Genomic DNA, 18,304 nt, shown 5'->3' on the forward strand with positions numbered 1-18,304 from the left:
GTCTGCGGCCCTGAGCCCGGCTTACAAAGATTCCGGCTCAGCGGTGCTGTGGGTCACGAAGCGCTTGCTTTCCAGCAGCTGTTTGAGCTTACTGGCTGGCATCGGCTGGGCGAAAAAGTAGCCCTGAATCAGCGTGCAGTGGCGTTCCGTGAAAAAGCGTAATTGTTGTTCGGTTTCAACACCTTCAGCTACACAGTACATGCCGAGACTGGCCGCCATGCTGAGCATGGTTTCAATGATGGCCTCATCGTTTTGGTCGATGCCAATGTCTTTGACAAAGCTGCGGTCGATTTTGATCGCATCAATGGGCAGCTCTTTTAAATACTTCAGTGAGGAGTAACCGGTGCCAAAATCATCCAAAGCCAACTTAATCCCCAATGTGCTGAGCTCATGCATGGTGGCGATGGCACTGGCGTGGTCACGCATCAGAGCGCTTTCTGTGACTTCGAATCGCAGGCTACTGGCCGGAAGTTGGTATTTATGCAGTAATTGTTCTGCATGTTCCGCCAGTTGGGGTTGCTCAAGGTGACGGGCGGATAAATTCACTGACAGATAGAGTGGGTGACCCGCTTGATGCCATTGTTGTAAGTCGGCCAATGCGCGCTCCAGCAGTTGCTGGGTCATTGGAATAATCAGACTGAGGTCTTCGGCCAGAGGGATGAACTCGGCCGGTGATACCACCCCATCGCTGCTGTACCAGCGCAGCAAGACTTCTGCACCGACCATGCTTTTGTCCTTGCTGTCGATAATAGGCTGATAGTAGTTGACGAACTCTTTCTGTTGAAAAGCTTTGCGCAGGCGGGTTTCCCGAGCCAGCTGCATATGGGCTTTCTCATTCATTTCCTGAGTGAAGAACTGGAAGTTGTTGCGACCAGCCTCTTTGGCATGGTACATGGCTACGTCTGCGTGCTTCATCAGCTCAAAAGCGGTGAAGGCATCATCCGGATAGACAGCAATGCCAATACTTGGGGAAACACCGACTGTGTGTGGACCCAGCTTCATCGGCTCACCGATGATCTGCAGCATTTTGCGCGCCACATGACTTAAATTATCGTTGGATTTGTAGCCTTCCAGCAGCACCACAAACTCATCGCCACCCAGCCTCGCGACTGTATCGCTTTCCCGTAAGGTCAGGCTGAGTCGCCGGGCAACTTCTTTAAGCAGTAAATCACCTATATCATGGCCGAGTGAGTCATTGATTTGTTTGAATTTATCCAGATCCAGAAAGCACAAAGCCAGCGAACGTTTTGAGCGCTTGGCTGTTTCAATCCCGTGATGAATGCGATCCATTAACAGTGCACGGTTTGGCAAGCCGGTAAGGGCGTCGTAATTGGCCAGGTAACGCAACTCATCTTCAGCCAGTTTCTGATCGGTGATGTCGGTAAACACCAGAACGAAGAAGCCGACCTTCTCCTGTTCGCCGACAGCACTAATGTTGATCAGGGTAGGACGTTCCCGCCCGTCCGGTGTGACAATGATCTCCTCACCTTGCCAGTGTTGATTGACCTGAAAATCACGCAGTAACTTGGTGTAGTAACGGCGGCGGTCCAGGCTGATACCCAGATGGTGGGTTTGCGGGTTACTCAGATAATGCTCGACCGGACCAAAGGCATCGGCAAAGGATTGGTTGGCTGCAATCATCCGCTGTTGCTCATCCAGGATAACCACCCAGTCGCGGGTTTTTTGAAAGGCTTCACCAAAGAGACGGGCTTTTTCCTGACTGGCTCTGGTTTCAGTGATATTACTGAAGGTGCCCATGACCCGAATCACTTCTTGCTCATCATCCAGTTCTGCTATTTTGCCGATATCGCGAAACCACAGCCAGTGGCCATCTTTGTGTTGTAATCGGTAGGTTTGATCAAAGCTACCGGTTTTTTGCTCAATAAACTGCTGCCATTTTTGTTCAAATTGTATTTTATCTTCCGGGTGGATCAACGACAGGTGCTGCTCCAGTGTCAACGGATTCAGTGACTCACGATAGCCCAGCATGGTGTGAATACGTGAGGCATACAAGCTGTTCTTGCTGGCATACCACTCCCAGGCTCCACTGTCGACAGCTGCCAGCGCTTGCTTCATGCGCTGCTCACTGGCTTTGAGTTTGCGGTGCGCCATGGTTAGCATGCGTTGATGTTGCTGGCGGTTGCGAAGCCAGGTGAGCAGGATCAATAAACTGAGCAGGGCATAGCCAAAATAAGCCCAACGACTGGCCCACCAGGGAGCCTGAATACGCAAAGAAAGACGCGCTGGCTTGCTTTCCTGACCGGTAAGCGGAGAGACTGCTACCACTTGAAAACTGTAATCACCAGACGGTAGCTTAGGAATAATGATGTGGGTCTCTGTTTGTTCAGGAAACTGAAATGATTGCCTGCCAGTTAGCGATACCCGGAAGCGGGCTTTATTTTTATCCCGGAAGCTCATGCTGCTGAAGTGTAATTTTAACCCTTCTACATCATAAGGGATCACAATCTGGGCATCATTCAGACTGCCATAAGATGTGCTAAAACCGCCATCCAGCGAATTGAGCTCAGTAATGACAGCTTGTGGTGGGTATGACTCTGTCAGAAGGTAGCTGGGCTGTATTAAAGTAATGCCGTGCATGTTGCCGTACACCAGTCGTCCGTCCTTTAATTTCAACCCCGCCCGGCTATTGTAGGTATGGCTGATGAGCCCATCGTATTTAGTAAATTGTTCAATGTGAAAGCTATTCGGATCCATGCGGTACAAACCATGAGGGTTTGTGAACCATATCCAGCCGTATTCATCTTGTTTAAGGCTAAAAACCAACTGGCTTTTCAGCTGGTTATCTTGATTGAAGTGATGCAATAACTCAAAATTGGGAATGCTAAACACCAGTAAGCCAATACCGTTAAATCCAACCCATAGTCGTTGTTGAGAATCCAGTAATACACTGTCAGCAAACAGCGAAACTCCTGGGTTAGGATGATTTGCTTCAAACAGTAGCTTTAATGATGATAAGGTCAGATCAAATAACCAAAGCTTATTGGCGGTTGTCAGCAGCAGCTGATTTTCGGAGCCGGGTGCATAGCCTAAAAAGGTTCCAAAAGCATTGGTATCGAGGTGCTTCAAGGCATCGACAGCGGTAATGATGCCGGGATCTGGCTGATAGGTGTAAATGTGGTCGTGATGAACGAACCAGAATGCACCTGAACGATCCTGCCAAAAGCTTCTGGAACCTTGGCCTAATATAGGGCGCTGACTTTCGTCGACCAGCGGAGCTGGCAATAAACGATGGGATTTTGTATCGAATAATGAAAGTCCATAAGGTGAAATAAAATAGAGATGTTGGCTACTTTGAGGGAAAAGCTTAAGAATTGTCGCCTCATGGAGGTAGGCTTTCGGATCTGGGTTTTTCAAAAAGTGCTCAATCTGACCTGTTTGCAGATCGAAATGATTTAATCCGTTACTGGTACCGATCCAAAGCTGATTTGGCTCCATTTCGGTCAGAGAAAAAACACGCGGATCAGTCAAGGTGTGCTGGTCTCTTTTGTGGCCGTAATGCTTAAATGCGGTGGTGCGGGGGTGCCAGTAGTAAGCGCCATCGTAGCGGGTTCCTAACCAGAAACCGCCGGAATGATCGCGAAGCATGCTGATCATATTATTGTCTGTGAGCTCCAAGCCACTCTGTTGAAAGCCCCAGAGAAAGTCGAGAGAGTTGCTATCTGGCTGAAAGCGATACAAGCCCTGATCGGTGGCGATAATGGCTTCATTATCCAGCCACTCAAGATGCCATATATTGCGTTTTGGTACCCGTGGCTCGATTTGTGTTGCTTCACCGGACTCCAGATAAGCAGTAATGGCGATTAAAGGCAGACTATAAAGTCCTTCAACGGCCCCAATCCACAACTCGGCATTCTTTACAGAGAAAAACTTTATATGCCGTTGTGACCGGTTGGCATCAGCCGGAAGATAAGGAATAGCGGTGGTCTCTAAGGTCGCTGGATCCAATAGCAACAATTGGTCATGAGTGCCGATAAAGACTTGATTGCCATATGGATAGACGGTACGTATAAAACGTTCCAGGTTGTACTCGCCTGGAAGCTGATATATTTTTTGAATGTCGCCACTGTCTAGATGCAACAAAAAAATAGCCTGGGTGGTTGATACCACCAGTTGATTTGCCGAGAAAGCTACCATCTCGGTGACTTCCTGAAAGGGACTTTCAACGAGATCAGGCAAGATAAACTTAGATTCAAGCTCGGCAGTGTCCGGGTTATATCGATAGATGCCAGTGTGCCTAGTGGCCACCCAAATACTGCCATCATCCAGTTGGAGCGTGGTGGAAAATTGAACGTTTTGCAGCGATTTTTGTGCGTTATTGAGTTGGATTACCCGGTTGCTGTCGTAACGATTTAATCCGCCTTCCATTGCTAACCACAGAAAACCATCTTGGTCGAGCATCAAATGGCTCACGGCACCTGGAGATAAGCCATGCTCTGGGGTAAGAGGTTGCAGCACAGGCTTGGCTTGAGCAGCCAGAGAGCCTGCAATCATCACAGCGCAGAAAATAAATAGCTGGCTAAAAAGCTTCACTGCCAGCCCTCAGTCAACAGCATTGTTTTTGTTATTTTATGCTGAACCATTCGTATGCACTCATTGTTACTATCATCAAACAAGCCTTTACTGCTTTGAACTTTCACTATACTGGGCCTTAGAAATAAGTCCAGCTTCAGTGATACCAGAACAGCAGGTACCAAGCCGCAACCCCCATGCCTATCATTAATAGCACAAGATGCAATACTTGTTGCTGTGCTTGTAATGCCTTTAGCAGATGGCGGGGATCTGGTTCGGGGTAATCGGTCGCCAGCTTATCCCGGACATTTTTCCGCTCTGCTTCATACACAGCCGGACCGCCAAGTCGGCAGCCTAAACTGGCGCAGGCACTAGCCAAACATGCGCTTTGCGCCAAATTAAAGGTATTTTTTGGCGCTCGCTGCAGTTGCCGGAATGACTCACGACAGCGCAAACGGATACACACCAATAAGAAACACAACCAATAACCGGGCCACAGCAGGTAATGTGCCAGCCAGGACGCAGGGGCACCAAAATGTCGGTTATGGCTGAGTTTGGTGCTCCATTCCTGTTGCAGAATAAGCAGTAGCCGCACCGCAACGGCCAGCCAGATCCCACCAACCAGATACCAGAATAGTGTGTTTAGCCAAACCTGGGCAAATTGCAGCCACAGACTTTCAATACCTGCCTTGCTGAGCCCCAGGGAGGACAAGGAACGCGTTTGTCGCAGTAAAACCCGACTGGCAAGATCGCGTGCCAGATTAAGTTGTTGCGCTTTGAGCGCCTGCTGCAAGCGGATGATGCGTTGACGAATTGCAGCAAAATCAAGGCACAAATACAGCAACAGCAGTTGGTACAACTCTGGCCAGGCCATCAGCCAATTGCTGGTGTATAGCAGGGCCAGAAAAGGCAGCAACGCCAGTAGTAAAGCCAGGGTGCCGGACAGTCGTAATTGCGAAATACTGCGCTTAGGATCCGGGTTGACTTTTTGCGCAAGTTTCTGGGCAAAGAAACGAAAGAATGTCAGCGGATGGTAGCTCGCTGGCAGAGGCAGCAGTACAGCAAGCAACAGCACCAGCCACAGCATCGCTGGGCTGGTTTGCAGCTGTTCAAGCCATGGCATCTGAATCAGGCAGCAAGTTGTTGCAGCAAGCCCACCACCATGGCAGAGCTGTTTTTCGACGCCACCTCCAGGTAGGCTTCAAAGGAATCGGGGGACTCCTTGCCAGCAATATCACTGAGGCTGCGGATCACCACACAAGGCACTTTCATTTGATAGCACACCTGGGCAATGGCTGCGCCCTCCATCTCGACTGCCAACATGGTCGGAAAAGTGTGGCGAGTTTGCTCAATCCGGACTGGATCGCACATAAAACTGTCACCCGTAGCAATCAGCCCTTGCTTGGTTTGACAAAAGCCTAGCTGAGCAATGCTTTTTTCAGCGGCCAATACCAGACGTGGATCGCTTGGGAAAGTCGCGGGCATCTGTGGCACCTGGCCCGGGACATATCCGAAGGCGGTGACATCGACATCGTGATGGCATAGCTCGGTGCCAATCACAATATCGCCGACATGTAGTTCAGGATCAAAGCCGCCGGCTGAGCCCGTGTTAATCACAGCATCCACCTGGAAAGTTTGTATCATCAGACTGGTAGCCAGGGCTGATGCCACTTTGCCAATACCAGATTGCACCAGTACCACGGCCATGCCAGCCAGTTGGCCGCAATGAAACTGGTAAGGCCCAACCTGCTTGGTGGTGGCTTCAGTCAGTTGTTGCTTTAACAGCGCCACTTCCGGCTCCATGGCACCAATAATTCCAATCCGCTGCATTGTCATTCGTCTTCTTGAAGGGGAAAGCCGCAGTATACGGCTTTTCCCGTCAGATTTGAATGGCTTGCATGGGCTGATCGCCTGTTAGTTGGCCAGCCTGATAATCGCGGATCGCCTGCTCGATTTCGTCCGGCGTATTCATCACGAAAGGTCCGTACTGAGCAACCGGCTCGCCAATGGGTTTGCCGGCTAACAAGATGGCCTTGGTATCGACCAGTGCCTTTATCTGCACCGTATCACCCTGACTGAGCACGGCTGCATGATGGACCCCTATGCTTGCCGGTTGCAGGCCTGCTGGCAGTTCTGCGCTACCTTCGTATAAATAAAGTAGCGCATTGTGAGCCGCCGGCAACTGCAGTGTGACTTGCTGTCCTGCGAGCAAGTGCAGATCGTAGAACTGTGGATCCGTGCTCAAGCCACGAATGGCACCATCTAATGTCAGCTCATCCGTCTGAAAACGGCCCGCAATCACTTTAACCTGGCCACCATTTGCTAACGACGCTTGTGGAATAAGCTCGGGTGCTATGTCAACATAAGCAGCTGCTTTCATCTTTTCGGCGGCTGGCAGGTTTAGCCAGAGTTGAAAGCCCTGCATCAAACCGGACTCTTGCTGTGGCATTTCTGAGTGAATAATGCCTCGGCCTGCGGTCATCCATTGCACGCCACCACTTTTCAGATGGCCCTTATTGCCCATATGGTCTTCATGCAGCATATGGCCATGCAGCATGTAGGTTACGGTTTCAAAGCCCCGGTGTGGGTGGGGCGGAAAACCAGCAATGTAATCGCTGGCTTCGTCTGAACCAAAACAATCCAGCATCAGAAATGGATCCAACCGTAATTGTTGGCTCAGTCCCAGGCTGCGCTTGATTTTTACCCCGGCACCATCGGATACCTGCCGGGCGGGTATCAGCTGTTGTATAGTTCGAATACGCATCATCAATTCCTCGGTAAGGTCAGTGCCTTTATTTAATACCAAGCTCATTCGAAAGAAAATTGCATATATTGGCACTGATAATTCTATTTTATGGAATGGTGTGGGTTCAGCTATGGTTAAGTTGTTGCTTGTTAGCCTGAAGACTGACAAACAACATCACTGCCGGGATTCTTGGTCCTTCAATAGCAGTTACAAGGAGAACAGAATGAAAAAAATGACCCCTAGCTTGTTCCGAACAATGCGTATGACCCAAGTCACTTGTGCCATGGCGCTAAGCCTGGCCGCAGCTAATGTGGCTGCAGTGAACTGGGATCATGTAGGTGTTGGCTATGTTGATCATTTCGGTTCTGGTGCTTATCTGAACCTAAGCCATCAGTTAGAGCCACGCTGGGTAGTGCGCGCAGATTTAGAGCGGGTGTCAAAGCATTCAGTGGATGTCAGTGAGTTTTCGTTGGGAGCTAATTACCTGACTGAATTTAAGCTGGATTTTGCGCCATCTATTCAGACTTACGTCCGGGGTGGTTTACAGCATGCCTTTGAAGATGCCAGCGATACCGGGGTGTATGCGGGGGTTGGTATCACCGATAAGCTGACGCCGGAAGTGGAGTGGTTTACTGAGCTGAGCTATCACAGCATTGGCCGTGATTACACTAGCTTTGCCGGTGGTATTGCTTTTTACTTCAGTCCCGAATGGGCGGCTCGTACCAGTGTTGCGCTTAACAGCGGCAATCGTTCCAATGAGTTCCGCCTGGGTGTGTCTTATCAGTTTTAACCCCTAAGCTCCCCGCTTTTGCGTTGCTGCCCATCCTTCAGCAGCGCGTCTGGCCTGGTTGCTGCTCATGTTGCAGTAGCCAGGCTTTTTTATCCAGCCCGCCGGCATAGCCGGTTAACTGACCATTGGCACCAATCACTCGGTGGCATGGGATCACGATGGCAACCGGATTACGGCTGTTGGCCATACCAACAGCTCTGACGGCTTTTGGATTACCAATGGCATGGGCAATCTGCTGGTAGCTGCAAGTTTCACCAAAGGGGATGGTCTTCAGCGCCTGCCAAACTTGTTGTTGAAACGCAGTGCCTGCTGGTGCTAGTGGCAGGCTAAAGGTTTGCAAACTGCCATGAAAGTAGGATTCCAGCTGCTCTGCAGCTTCTTCTAACAGAGCGGATGTTGGTGCAATCAGGGCTGTTTCAGTGGTTAAAAATCGGATGGCGCTGATCCCTTGCGGGTTAGTACTTATCGAAATAGCACCGACAGGGCCGGGGATGATGCACTGCGTCATGGTATTATCCTGTATGGGGGCTGTTGTTTGAAACTGCAGCGGTCTGAAACCAGAGCTGCAATGTAGCATAGCTACGCCAGGGCGCTAGCGACTGATGGCTGTTGTGCTCACCATGTTGCTGTAAAGCTTTTTTGATGCCTAAATCGCCACCTAACCAGATGTCACTGTGTTGCAAACCGCGCAAGCTGGCGTAGCTGCAGGTCCAGGGGCCTATGCCTTTGATAGCCAGCCATTGCTCTGGGCTCGCATCCGGTTGCCTGAGCATCAGGCAGGCAAAATCACGCAAGGTCTGGCGGCGGGCTTGAGGTAGTTTCAGCATCAGCAAATCACTGCTTGCTACCGCCCTTGGCGTTGGGAAAAGTCGCTTTTCCGGTTGGTGCGGCAGTGGTTCGCCCAGGGTTTCGACCAGACGATTCAGTTGGGTTCTGGCTGCAGCAACACTGATTTGCTGGCCTAAAATGGCGCGGATGCCAGCTTCCCACAAGCTCCAGATCCCAGGAATACGCAGGCCTTCAATCAAGTGTTGCTGAAACCAGGGATGCTGGCGCAGTTGTTGTTCAATCAGGTTGCAGTCGGCATCCAGATCCAGCATCCGCCGGATATGCCGAATCAATGACCAGATCTCGGTTGCGGCCGGGTAGTGCAGTTGCAATCGTAACTGGTTGTCGGTACTGGGCTCTACATAAAAACTACCTGCGTGTCCTTGCCACTCAAAGCTACGGCCATAACCTGTGGCCGTGCACCACTCTACCTTGTTCAATGCCCTGATTTGCCAAAATGACAGCAAGGATTGCCAGGCCAGCGGCGGGCGGTAACTTAGCTGCAGTCTAAGCAAGTCATCAGGCTGTTGTTTCGGGCTACGCCGGATCTGGCTTGGGCTCAGTTGCAACTGTTTGACAAAAGCATCGTTAAAACGGCGAATGCTGTGAAAGCCTGCCATCAGTGCAATGTGCTGGATTGGTAAGTTGGTTTCATGGAGTAGCTTTTTGGCGAATAGCACCTGCTGATGTAGAGCATATTGCTTGGGCGCGATACCAAGGTGTTGCTTGAACAACTGACGTAAATAACGTTCGCTGATACCAAGTCGCTCAGCCAGTTGAGCCTGATTGCTGTAATGCAATGCACCTTGATCAATTAAACGCAGCGCTCGTTGCAAGGTGGTTTGACTACCTTGCCAGGCCGGAGATCCGGGTGCACTGTCTGGCCGGCAGCGCAGGCAGGGGCGATAGCCTGCTGCACTGGCGGCAGCTGCTGTGCCAAAGTATTCGACATTGCTTTCAAGTGGCGTTTTCGCCGGGCAGATAGAGCGGCAAAAAATACCGGTCGATTTTACCGCGGTAAAAAAGACGCCATCAAAGCGCGGATCGCGACTTAGGCGGGCTTGCTGGCAAATAGCGGAGCTTAAAGCGGTGCTTGGCATCACAACAACTCGTTGGAAACTCTGAGGCCAGTATACCAAGTTCTCTGGTTGATTTTAGCCGGATCCGGCACTGAATTAAAAAAGCCCCAGGCAGAACCCGGGGCTTTAGTCATACTGCTATCGCTTACTAGATGCGGTAGTTAATGCCGAGGAAGATAGAGCGTCCGCGGGCACTTACCGGATAAGCGTAGTTGGTGATAAAGGGCTCTTCATTGGTCAGGTTATTGATACCGCCATAGATCATCAGCTCGGTATTCCATTGGTAGCTGGCATTGATGTTGTGCACTAAGGTGGATGGCATCATGACAGCATCACCATACAATGACTGATAGGTATCCTTGCGAGCAAACATCAGCAACTGTTTACCATGATACTGAGTACGCCAGCTCACTTTCAGCTCATCGTATTGCCAGCCCAGACTGAAGTTACCAGCCAGTTTCGGGTTACGGTTTTCCTCCAGCCGGTTATCAACATCGTTCAGATCCAACGGATTGGTAAAATCATTCAGTTTGGATAATCTGGTACCAGCAATTCGAGCATTGAACTGATGATCGCCCAGAGAAAAATCATAACCTACACTGAAGTCAACACCAGCAGCTTCCCGTTTGGCGAAGTTGATATCAGTTGATTTCATAAAGTTAAAGCCACCGAAGAACAGTGAGTTCGGATCAGAGTTTCGGGTTAGCAGCTCACAGAACTGAGCATTCAAACTACCACCGGTAAAACAACCATCAGCAATGTTCTGACCACTAACCGCATTAATGGCATCTTTCAGGCTGATTTTCCAGTAATCCACGCTCATGTTAAAGCCAGGTAAAAAGTCTGGGGTATACACAAAGCCCACCGTCAAGGTTTCTGCGGTTTCTTCCCGTAAATCCGGATTACCGCCGACAACACCACCAAAAGCTGCGGTAAGTGGGTCGGCAAAGCTGTAGTTGCCATCTGCATCAAAGGGATCTAAACCAATGGTGCTGAAAAATGCCACGCAGTTGGCCTGGGTGTTGTTAGCTCGCTCAGGATCGTCGGCCCGGATGGCGTTGATTTGGGCCGCATCACAAGGATCGGCAGGACGGAAAGTTGTGCCTGTCTCGGGGCCGAATAGTTCGGTTATGTTCGGAGCCCTTACTGCTTCAGAGTAACTGGTCCGAATGCGTAAGTCTTGAACCGGAGCCCATAACAGGTTGGCACGCCAGGTGGTAGTATTGCCGATGGTTGAGTAATCGGATACCCGGGCAGCTAGGTCCAGCGTTAACTCATCCGCCAAAGGCGCATCAAACAGCAATGGAATGGACAGTTCAGCAAAAGCCTCGTACACATGGTAACTGCCGCTTTCGTTGCGGACGATAGTTTCTGGCCGGAACGTCAGGCTGGCATTGCTGGATACATCAGCGATGTTACTGCCGGCAGGGTGTGGGGCTCCTGCTGGGATCACACCGCGACGCCAGGCATCAAACTCGGCTTTGGATGTTTCACGGCGGTATTCTACACCGGCGGCAAAAGCTATGGCACCTCCAGGTAGCTCAAAGTAATCACCAAAATCACCGGCTAAAGAAGCACTTAAGACCGTTTGATCCAAGGTGATCTTGCTGTCATTGGTACGAGTGACCCAATCCAGTGCTTCCTGGGTTACACCAACCCGGCCGGCCCAGATATTCAGTGGTACACAGCTACCATCGCCTGGAGTGAAGGTAAAATAGCCAGGATCATAGGTAGGAATGTTAAAGGGCGTTCCCATTGCTGGCGTGGTCGGATCCACATTAACCCGACAGTCAGGTTGACCTGTCGTTGGGTTAGTGACCGCATCAATCGCAGAAAAGAAGCGATCGACAATCACCTGGTGAGTCGACTCGGACTTACGGGTGAATTGGCCATAAACGGCACTGGCATCCCAGCTCCAACCATTGTCGAGGAAGCCATCGATGCTAACTACACCGCGAACAGTTTCCCGCTTATTCGTCGTCATGGCATCGCCAAGGCCTATGGGGTCGATGGTTAAACTGACGCCACCAGTTTGCTCTGCGATTGGGCGAATAAACTCAGGTAAAAACGGGTTATCTGGCGCGCCTAAGAGTAAATCCCAAAAAGAGGTAGGATGAATGGTGTTCTTGGCTTCCTGATAGACATATTTCAACTCACCGCGCAGCACGATATCTGAGGTCAAATCATAACTGCCCAGTAAATTAAGTGCGATGCGCTCTTCCGGGATCAGCAAATAGCTGGTGTCTTGCTGAATGGTGTCGAAAGAGTCGCCACCGAAACCCTGGGTAGGGCTGGCAACCAATCCATCCTGAACCGGACGGTAAGTTCCATCGGGTTGCACGGTCCAGCAGCCGCCTAAAGCACCAAAAGCACCAGGTGCAAAGGAGGAGGTCCAGCCAGTGAAGGAGTCAAGACAATCTGGTACACCATTGCCATCCAAATCAATAGGAGTGAATTCATCAAAGCCGGCAAAAGTAAAGCCATTGCCCGGTGCTATCAGGCCGTAACCGGATGTAAATGGGAAAGTACGCCCCGGCAAAATAGCCCGTTGCGGCGCATTGGCTGCACGGTCAATTAAGGCTAGCTCCGCAGGAGTGAGATTAGGGCGGGTGCCAAAGGTGGCTTCGAAGTTATTCAAAAAGGCATCGGCTGAACCAGGGATATTTAATCCATAACCGGGCCGACCTTGTGATGGATTGTAAAAGGCATGGAAGTTTGGCGTATCGCCAGCATTCAGATCGCCAATCTGAAAACGGCGTGCCGGATTCACCCAGTCGCGACCAGAGCCTATAAAGACACCGTTTTTCCGCTCATTAGCGCGCAGACCTTTATCTCTCCCATAGGACACGTTGACTGCAAAGTTACCGCGGTTATCGGCGAAATTGGTGCCCCAGGTACCATCCAGAGTGTATTGCTGCGCATCCCCCTCATCAGCAGCGCTGACCTGGGCATCAAACTCAAAGCCTTCAAAGTCATCGCGTAAGATAAAGTTGACTACGCCGGTCACGGCATCGGCTCCGTAAACAGCCGAGGCACCACCGGTCAGCACTTCAACCCGACGCACCAGGCTGGCAGGAATCGACCCAACATCGACGGCCGATGAGCCCTGAGTACCGCCGACATGGCGTTTACCGTTAACCAGCACCAAGGTGCGGTTAGAACCCATGCTGCGCAGGTTCAAGACGTTGGTACCGCTGGCAAAACCACTCTCATTGGCCATTGAACTGGTGGTGGAGGAAAACAGTGCCGGGATATCGTTTACCACATCAGCGATGGAAAACTCACCTGACATGCGGATTTCTTCTTCACTAATGGATTGCACTGGCGATGGGGATGCCAGATTAGCATCGCGGGCAATCCGCGAGCCGGTTACGAATATTCGTTCAACACTATCGGTTTCCTCGTTAGTGGCTTCATTTTGCTCGGCAAACAAAGCCGGTGCAGTGAATAGGGTGGATAACGCAATCGCTATTATCGATTTTTGGTACAAGTCAACCTGTTTCGTCTTCATTTTAGCTCCATTTATCGCATGGGTTTTATAAAGAGCATGGCAAAAACTATGCCGTTGACAAGTTTTTTTATGCACCAAAATCGGTCCATTAACCTAAGTTTGTGCATCTTTATGCGATTTGCGCTGTATTTTTTGCATAATCTCTGGGTGGGAAGTGGCTGGTGCACTGGGTTGGTGCGAAGTGGCAAAAGGTTAATTTTTTTAAAAGCAATCAGTTAAAATGCACTATCCCAAAAGTAGTACTTTTTGTACCACTATGGGGCGGCTGGAGTTGAAAATAATTATGCAGCAAAAAAAAAAGGGCTTTGTTTACATTGAAAGCCCTTTTCTGATTACAATTTTTACGGGTTGTAGCAGCGTTGAAGCCTACACCAATAAATCGATTTGCTGTACCAGGCCGGCCTGGCCGCTGGTATTTAAAAAGACACTGCTGCGTTGCAGCAGGCCGCCAAGTTGGTCACTGCGCTCAAAGAACAGCGGCATTCTGGTTGGAACTGACTGCACGGATACTGCGCCAATTTGCGCTTGTGCCATGCTCAATTGCTGGCCATCCGGTCGCCACAGATACAGGTCTTGCCAGATGGCATCTTGCTGGTCAATAAAACCGTTGCCATCCAAATCATAGGCCGCTAGTTCAGCAAATCCTTCTCCTGTTCGGGGACCAAACAGCTCGGCACCAGACTCAATCCGGCCATTGCCGGTTCTGTCCAGTCCCAAATAAAACTGCTGAGCAGCCAGGTTCGGCAGTTGCACTGGCACACCGGTATTAAATAGATCAAAGCTGAAGCTATCGCCGGTTAGTTGCGCTGGCATACCATTTAGACTGATCACCAGAGGATCTTGCAACTCACTGGCCAGAAGAGTTTGGTTACTCATCGAGGCCCAGCTGTACTCCATTTGGAACGATAAGTCCCAGTTAACTTGCTGGCCATTCGCGAGTTGCGCAGAACCACTGAAACTGGCGGATACCGCCTGATAGCCAAACTCCCATTCAGTGATCCGTATCAGCTCATCGTTGTTGGCTAGCTCAGCTGGCCTGGTTTTAGGCTTATCTGCAGTGGGGCTAAGCTGATAGAGTTCAATCTGACGATTGGACAGCTGTTCCAGAATACGTTTCACCATGCCAACGGTCTGATAGGCATTGAAAGCTTTTTCTTCCAGCGCTTGCTCTTCGTCCAGCTCCTCGCCGTTGCCAGTTTCTATCGCTGTTGGCTCGATGCGGTTACGTTGCAGCGCTAATTGCGCTCGCTCTGATGCTTGCGCTGGCAAGGTGGGGCTGGCTGCCCGGTTGGCGGGCACTTGGCTTCGTTGCTCCTGGCGACCCTGAGTTACTGCATGGACTTCCGTCGCCCGGAGTTGTTGCGTTGCTGTCATTAGTTCCATAACAGGCTCCGGCTGGGGGATGATATCTGGTTATCGACTTACTGATAGACAACTTGAGTGTTTTTTAATCGATTCTGCTGTGTTCTGTCGTATTTGTCGGGTGGAAGAGCCGATAGCGGTCTGTTTTGTAAAAATCCACTGGTATAGTGAACCAGTAGTAATAGGATGATTGAATCGCTTTATTCAGCCAATGTTGAATGACTCAAGGGGAACGATGTGAAGCTACGCAGAGCAACCGGTTGGAAGCAAGGAGTACTGTTGCTGTTATTGGTGCAATCATGGCTGCTATTGTCTGGCTGTGAATCGGCTGAGCAGCCAGGCAGCTCAGCCGGTGCGACAACAGAATCCAGAGCCATTGCGGTGGCTGCTGCCGAGGTACAAAATCGGGATTTATCGCGTCGCTTGATGCTCTCTGCTACCGTGAGGCCGCGTGAAACAGTAAGGCTTTCAGCACAAACCCGCGGTATTGTGCAGCAATTGCTGGTAGAGGAAGGCGATCGCGTGCGTGCCGGTCAATTGTTGCTTAGTCTGAATCAAGCTGAGCAACGGGCTGAGCTGGCGCGTGCCGAGGCCTTGCAGGAGCAAGCGCGGCTGGCATACCAGCGACAGGCCGAGCTTTACCAGCGTGAACTGACCAGTTCCTCCGAGTATCAGGCCCAGGCGGCAGCCTTACGGGTGGCTGAAAGTGAGTACCAATTATGGCAAACCCGGGTTGCTTTTGGCACTGTGCTGGCTCCACGAGATGCGGTAGTCAGCAAACGATGGGTTGAGCTTGGTGAGAGCATCCGCGAGCAGGACCCTTTGCTGGAGCTGACCGATGTATCGCAACTGGTGCTGCATCTGGGCGTGTCTGAGCTTGATGTGGCTTATCTGACGGTGGGGCAACAGGTCGAAGTCCAGTTGGATGCCATACCGGGTCACACCATGCCCGCCGAGATCCGTCGGATTTTCCCTACCGCGGAGCTAAGCAGTCGCTTTATTACCGTGGAGGTGGCTTTACCTTCGAATGCCTGGCAGCAAGGCGTTCGGCCTGGTTTTTTGGGCCGGGTCAACCTGATGATCGATGCTAGGCAGGAGGCGCTGGCCGTACCAGCCTCCGCTGTGGTACAGCAGGAAGAAGGGGCTTTTGTGATGGTCATCGCCAATGAGCGTCTGGAAAAACGAGCGGTGCAAACCGGCGTGCAGCGCGGTCAGTGGCTTGAGATCACCGAAGGGGTCGCTGCCGGCGAAGTGGTATTAGCCGCTCTGGTTGGAGAAATGACGGAAGGCCAGCGGGTGCGTATCGTTGGTTGGCGAGGCTAAGCAATGAGCAAAACATCATCCAGTCGTACTTCTGCCATCACCAGCTGGGCTATTGATCGCCCGGTTGGTACGCTGGCACTGGCATCAGTTATTCTGGTATTGGGGCTGTTTTTTATTCAGCGCTTGCCGGTGGATTTATTGCCGCACATAGAATACCCGCAAATCCGGGTCACGGTGAACTACTCCGGGGTGGCCCCTGAGGTGATGGAAGAGCAGGTGACCCGGGTGCTGGAGCGCAACTTGGCGTCGGTGGAAAATCTGGTGCACATCGACAGTCGGGCCTCGGAAGGCCGTACCAATGTTAATCTGCATTTTAGTTATGGCACCAATCTGGATGTTGCCTTGCAAAATGCCTCCCGGGCATTGGAGCTGGCACGCACTCAGTTACCGCGCGATATCGAACCGCCCCGACTTTATAAATTTGATCCTTCCCAGGCGCCTGTCTGGCAGGCTGGCTTCAGCTCGCCTATCCGTAACGAAGTGGATGTGCGCGACTGGATCGAAAACCGGTTAACCCCGCATTTGATTGCCATTGAAGGGGTGTCCTCGGTCGAAGCTGCCGGCGGTCTGGAGCGGGAAGTACAGGTGGTATTAGATCAACACCGGCTGGCGGCGTATCAACTAACAATGCAGGATGTGGTGCAGCTACTGGCTGCTGAAAACTTAGATATTGCCGGTGGCTGGGTCACCTCGGATCGCTTTGATGTGATGTCGAAAACCGAAGGCCGCTTTCGTAGCGTGGAAGACATCGAGCAGCTGATGTTGCCGCTACCTGGCTCTGACCAACGCATTCGTTTGCGCGAAGTAGCCACCGTCACCGACAGCTTCCGCGAGCAACGGGTGTTCAGCCGGTTAAATGGTGTCCCTGCAGTGCAACTGTCGGTCTTTAAATTGCCGGAAGCCAATACGGTAGAAGTGGTGGAGCAAGTGCAAAGTGCCATCGCGCAGCTGGATCGTTCTGGCTTTATTCCGGCCGATATGGCGGTACAGGCCATCAATGACCCTGCTTTTTTTATCCGTGGTGCCATTGCCAGTGTCTCCAGTGCAGCCATTCTGGGCGGTAGCCTGGCTATGCTGGTGGTCTGGCTGTTCTTAGGTAGCTTGCGCAAAAGCTTTGTCATTGGCTTATCCATTCCGATTGCTTTGATGGCGACCTTTGCCCTGATGGGGCAAGGCGGGCTGACCATCAACATTATCAGTTTGGGAGGGTTGGCGCTTGGCATTGGCTTATTGCTGGATAATGCCATTGTGATGCTGGAAAACATTTTCCGTCACAACGAGCAGTTGCATAAAGCACCAAACCGGGCAGCCAAAGAGGGCTCGGCAGAAGTTGCCTCAGCAGTGATTGCCGGTACCATGACCAATCTGGCCGCTGTGGTGCCTTTTTTATTGATCACCGGCATGGCGGCTTTGGTGTTCCGGGAAATGATCCTGACCATCTCCTTCGCGATTTTAGCCACTTTGGTCGCGGCCCTGACGTTGGTGCCGATGCTGGCAGCTTTGCTTGGCAAGGTGCACTGGCAAAGTGGTTTGAGCCAGAGCCTGCCAGTACGCAGCTTTCACCGTTTGCTGAATCAACTCCGGCATAGCTACGGCGGTTTGCTTGGTTGGGTGCTGAAAGCGCGCTGGTGGGTATTGGCGGCCACTGCTGTGGCCTTTTTGGGCAGTTACCAGCTGTTTCAGCAGCTGGGTGGTGAATTCTTACCGCCGGTTGACGATGGCAGTGTGTCGGTGCGTATCGCTTTGCCACCTGGCACACCGCCGCAGGAAACCGAAGCAATAAGCCGTGAAGTAGAAGCGCTCTTGGCCTCGATGCCACATGTTGAAACGTTGTTTGCTTTGGTGGGGGGCCATTTAAGTGGCGGCATTGTGAATGAGCGCCCCGGCGTGGCGAATTTTCGCATGCAGCTAACGCCCGCCAGTCAGCGGCCCGAAATGACGGCTGGGCAGTGGGTGAGTCATACCCAGCAGGCGCTGCAGCAGCTGTCCTTGCCCGGCGCCCGTATCAGTGTGCGCCCCCCCAGCATCCGCGGTTTGCGTTTTGGCCGTGCCGGAGCTGATTTTTCGGTGGCCATTGTTGGGGAAGATTTAGCCAGCCTGCACCAGGTCTCCAATCAGATCGCCGCTTTATTGCA

General features: G+C 51.5%; 11 protein-coding genes. 3 read left to right on the forward strand and 8 right to left on the reverse strand.

What is annotated here, in order from left to right; all coding sequences use genetic code 11:
• Positions 1-21 precede the first annotated feature (21 nt).
• The 4 genes from JJU14_RS04685 to JJU14_RS04700 all read right to left on the reverse strand — a co-directional run bounded on the left by JJU14_RS04685 (position 22) and on the right by JJU14_RS04700 (position 7,294).
• Positions 22-4,551: an EAL domain-containing protein gene (locus JJU14_RS04685; RefSeq protein ID WP_228611435.1), complete on the reverse strand. Its 4,530-nt coding sequence runs from the start codon at positions 4,549-4,551 to the stop codon at positions 22-24.
• A gap of 136 nt (positions 4,552-4,687) precedes the next feature.
• The gene (locus JJU14_RS04690) at positions 4,688-5,653 is read right to left on the reverse strand and encodes a cobalamin biosynthesis protein (RefSeq protein ID WP_228611436.1); all 966 of its coding nucleotides are present in this window, start codon (positions 5,651-5,653) and stop codon (positions 4,688-4,690) included.
• Between the two features lie 5 nt (positions 5,654-5,658).
• A complete protein-coding gene (locus tag JJU14_RS04695) occupies positions 5,659-6,360 on the reverse strand; it encodes a 5'-methylthioadenosine/adenosylhomocysteine nucleosidase (RefSeq protein WP_228611437.1) in 702 nt (233 codons plus the stop codon).
• A 49-nt stretch (positions 6,361-6,409) separates the two neighbouring features.
• On the reverse strand, positions 6,410-7,294 hold the full coding sequence (locus JJU14_RS04700; protein ID WP_228611438.1) for a pirin family protein: 885 nt from the start codon (positions 7,292-7,294) through the stop codon (positions 6,410-6,412).
• 205 nt (positions 7,295-7,499) lie between these two features.
• Here JJU14_RS04700 and JJU14_RS04705 point away from each other — a divergent pair, with 205 nt between their 5' ends.
• Entirely contained in the window at positions 7,500-8,066 is a 567-nt protein-coding gene (locus JJU14_RS04705) for a hypothetical protein (protein WP_228611439.1), read from the forward strand.
• A 37-nt stretch (positions 8,067-8,103) separates the two neighbouring features.
• Here the strand turns inward: JJU14_RS04705 and JJU14_RS04710 are convergent, their stop codons facing one another.
• From JJU14_RS04710 to JJU14_RS04725, 4 genes are all read right to left on the reverse strand, one after another.
• Positions 8,104-8,574, reverse strand: a complete 471-nt coding sequence (locus JJU14_RS04710; RefSeq protein ID WP_228611440.1) for a methylated-DNA--[protein]-cysteine S-methyltransferase — start codon at positions 8,572-8,574, stop codon at positions 8,104-8,106.
• Positions 8,575-8,578: 4 nt separating this feature from the next.
• Positions 8,579-9,994 (reverse strand): AlkA N-terminal domain-containing protein, encoded by a 1,416-nt coding sequence (locus JJU14_RS04715; RefSeq protein ID WP_228611441.1) that lies wholly within the window; start codon positions 9,992-9,994, stop codon positions 8,579-8,581.
• A 127-nt stretch (positions 9,995-10,121) separates the two neighbouring features.
• A complete protein-coding gene (locus JJU14_RS04720) occupies positions 10,122-13,484 on the reverse strand; it encodes a TonB-dependent receptor (protein WP_228611442.1) in 3,363 nt (1,120 codons plus the stop codon).
• 366 nt (positions 13,485-13,850) lie between these two features.
• Positions 13,851-14,867, reverse strand: coding sequence for a hypothetical protein (locus JJU14_RS04725; protein ID WP_228611443.1), 1,017 nt, complete (start codon positions 14,865-14,867; stop codon positions 13,851-13,853).
• Positions 14,868-15,083: 216 nt separating this feature from the next.
• Between JJU14_RS04725 and JJU14_RS04730 the strand changes: the two genes are divergently transcribed.
• Both JJU14_RS04730 and JJU14_RS04735 read left to right on the forward strand, forming a co-directional pair.
• Positions 15,084-16,169, forward strand: coding sequence for an efflux RND transporter periplasmic adaptor subunit (locus tag JJU14_RS04730; RefSeq protein ID WP_228611444.1), 1,086 nt, complete (start codon positions 15,084-15,086; stop codon positions 16,167-16,169).
• Between the two features lie 3 nt (positions 16,170-16,172).
• Positions 16,173-18,304, forward strand: a 2,132-nt coding sequence (locus JJU14_RS04735) for an efflux RND transporter permease subunit (RefSeq protein WP_228611445.1), incomplete at its 3' end; no start/stop codon positions are given.

Origin of the sequence: Alkalimonas sp., assembly GCF_020831925.1 — a bacterium.
Classification (GTDB): Bacteria; Pseudomonadota; Gammaproteobacteria; order Enterobacterales; family Alteromonadaceae; genus Alkalimonas.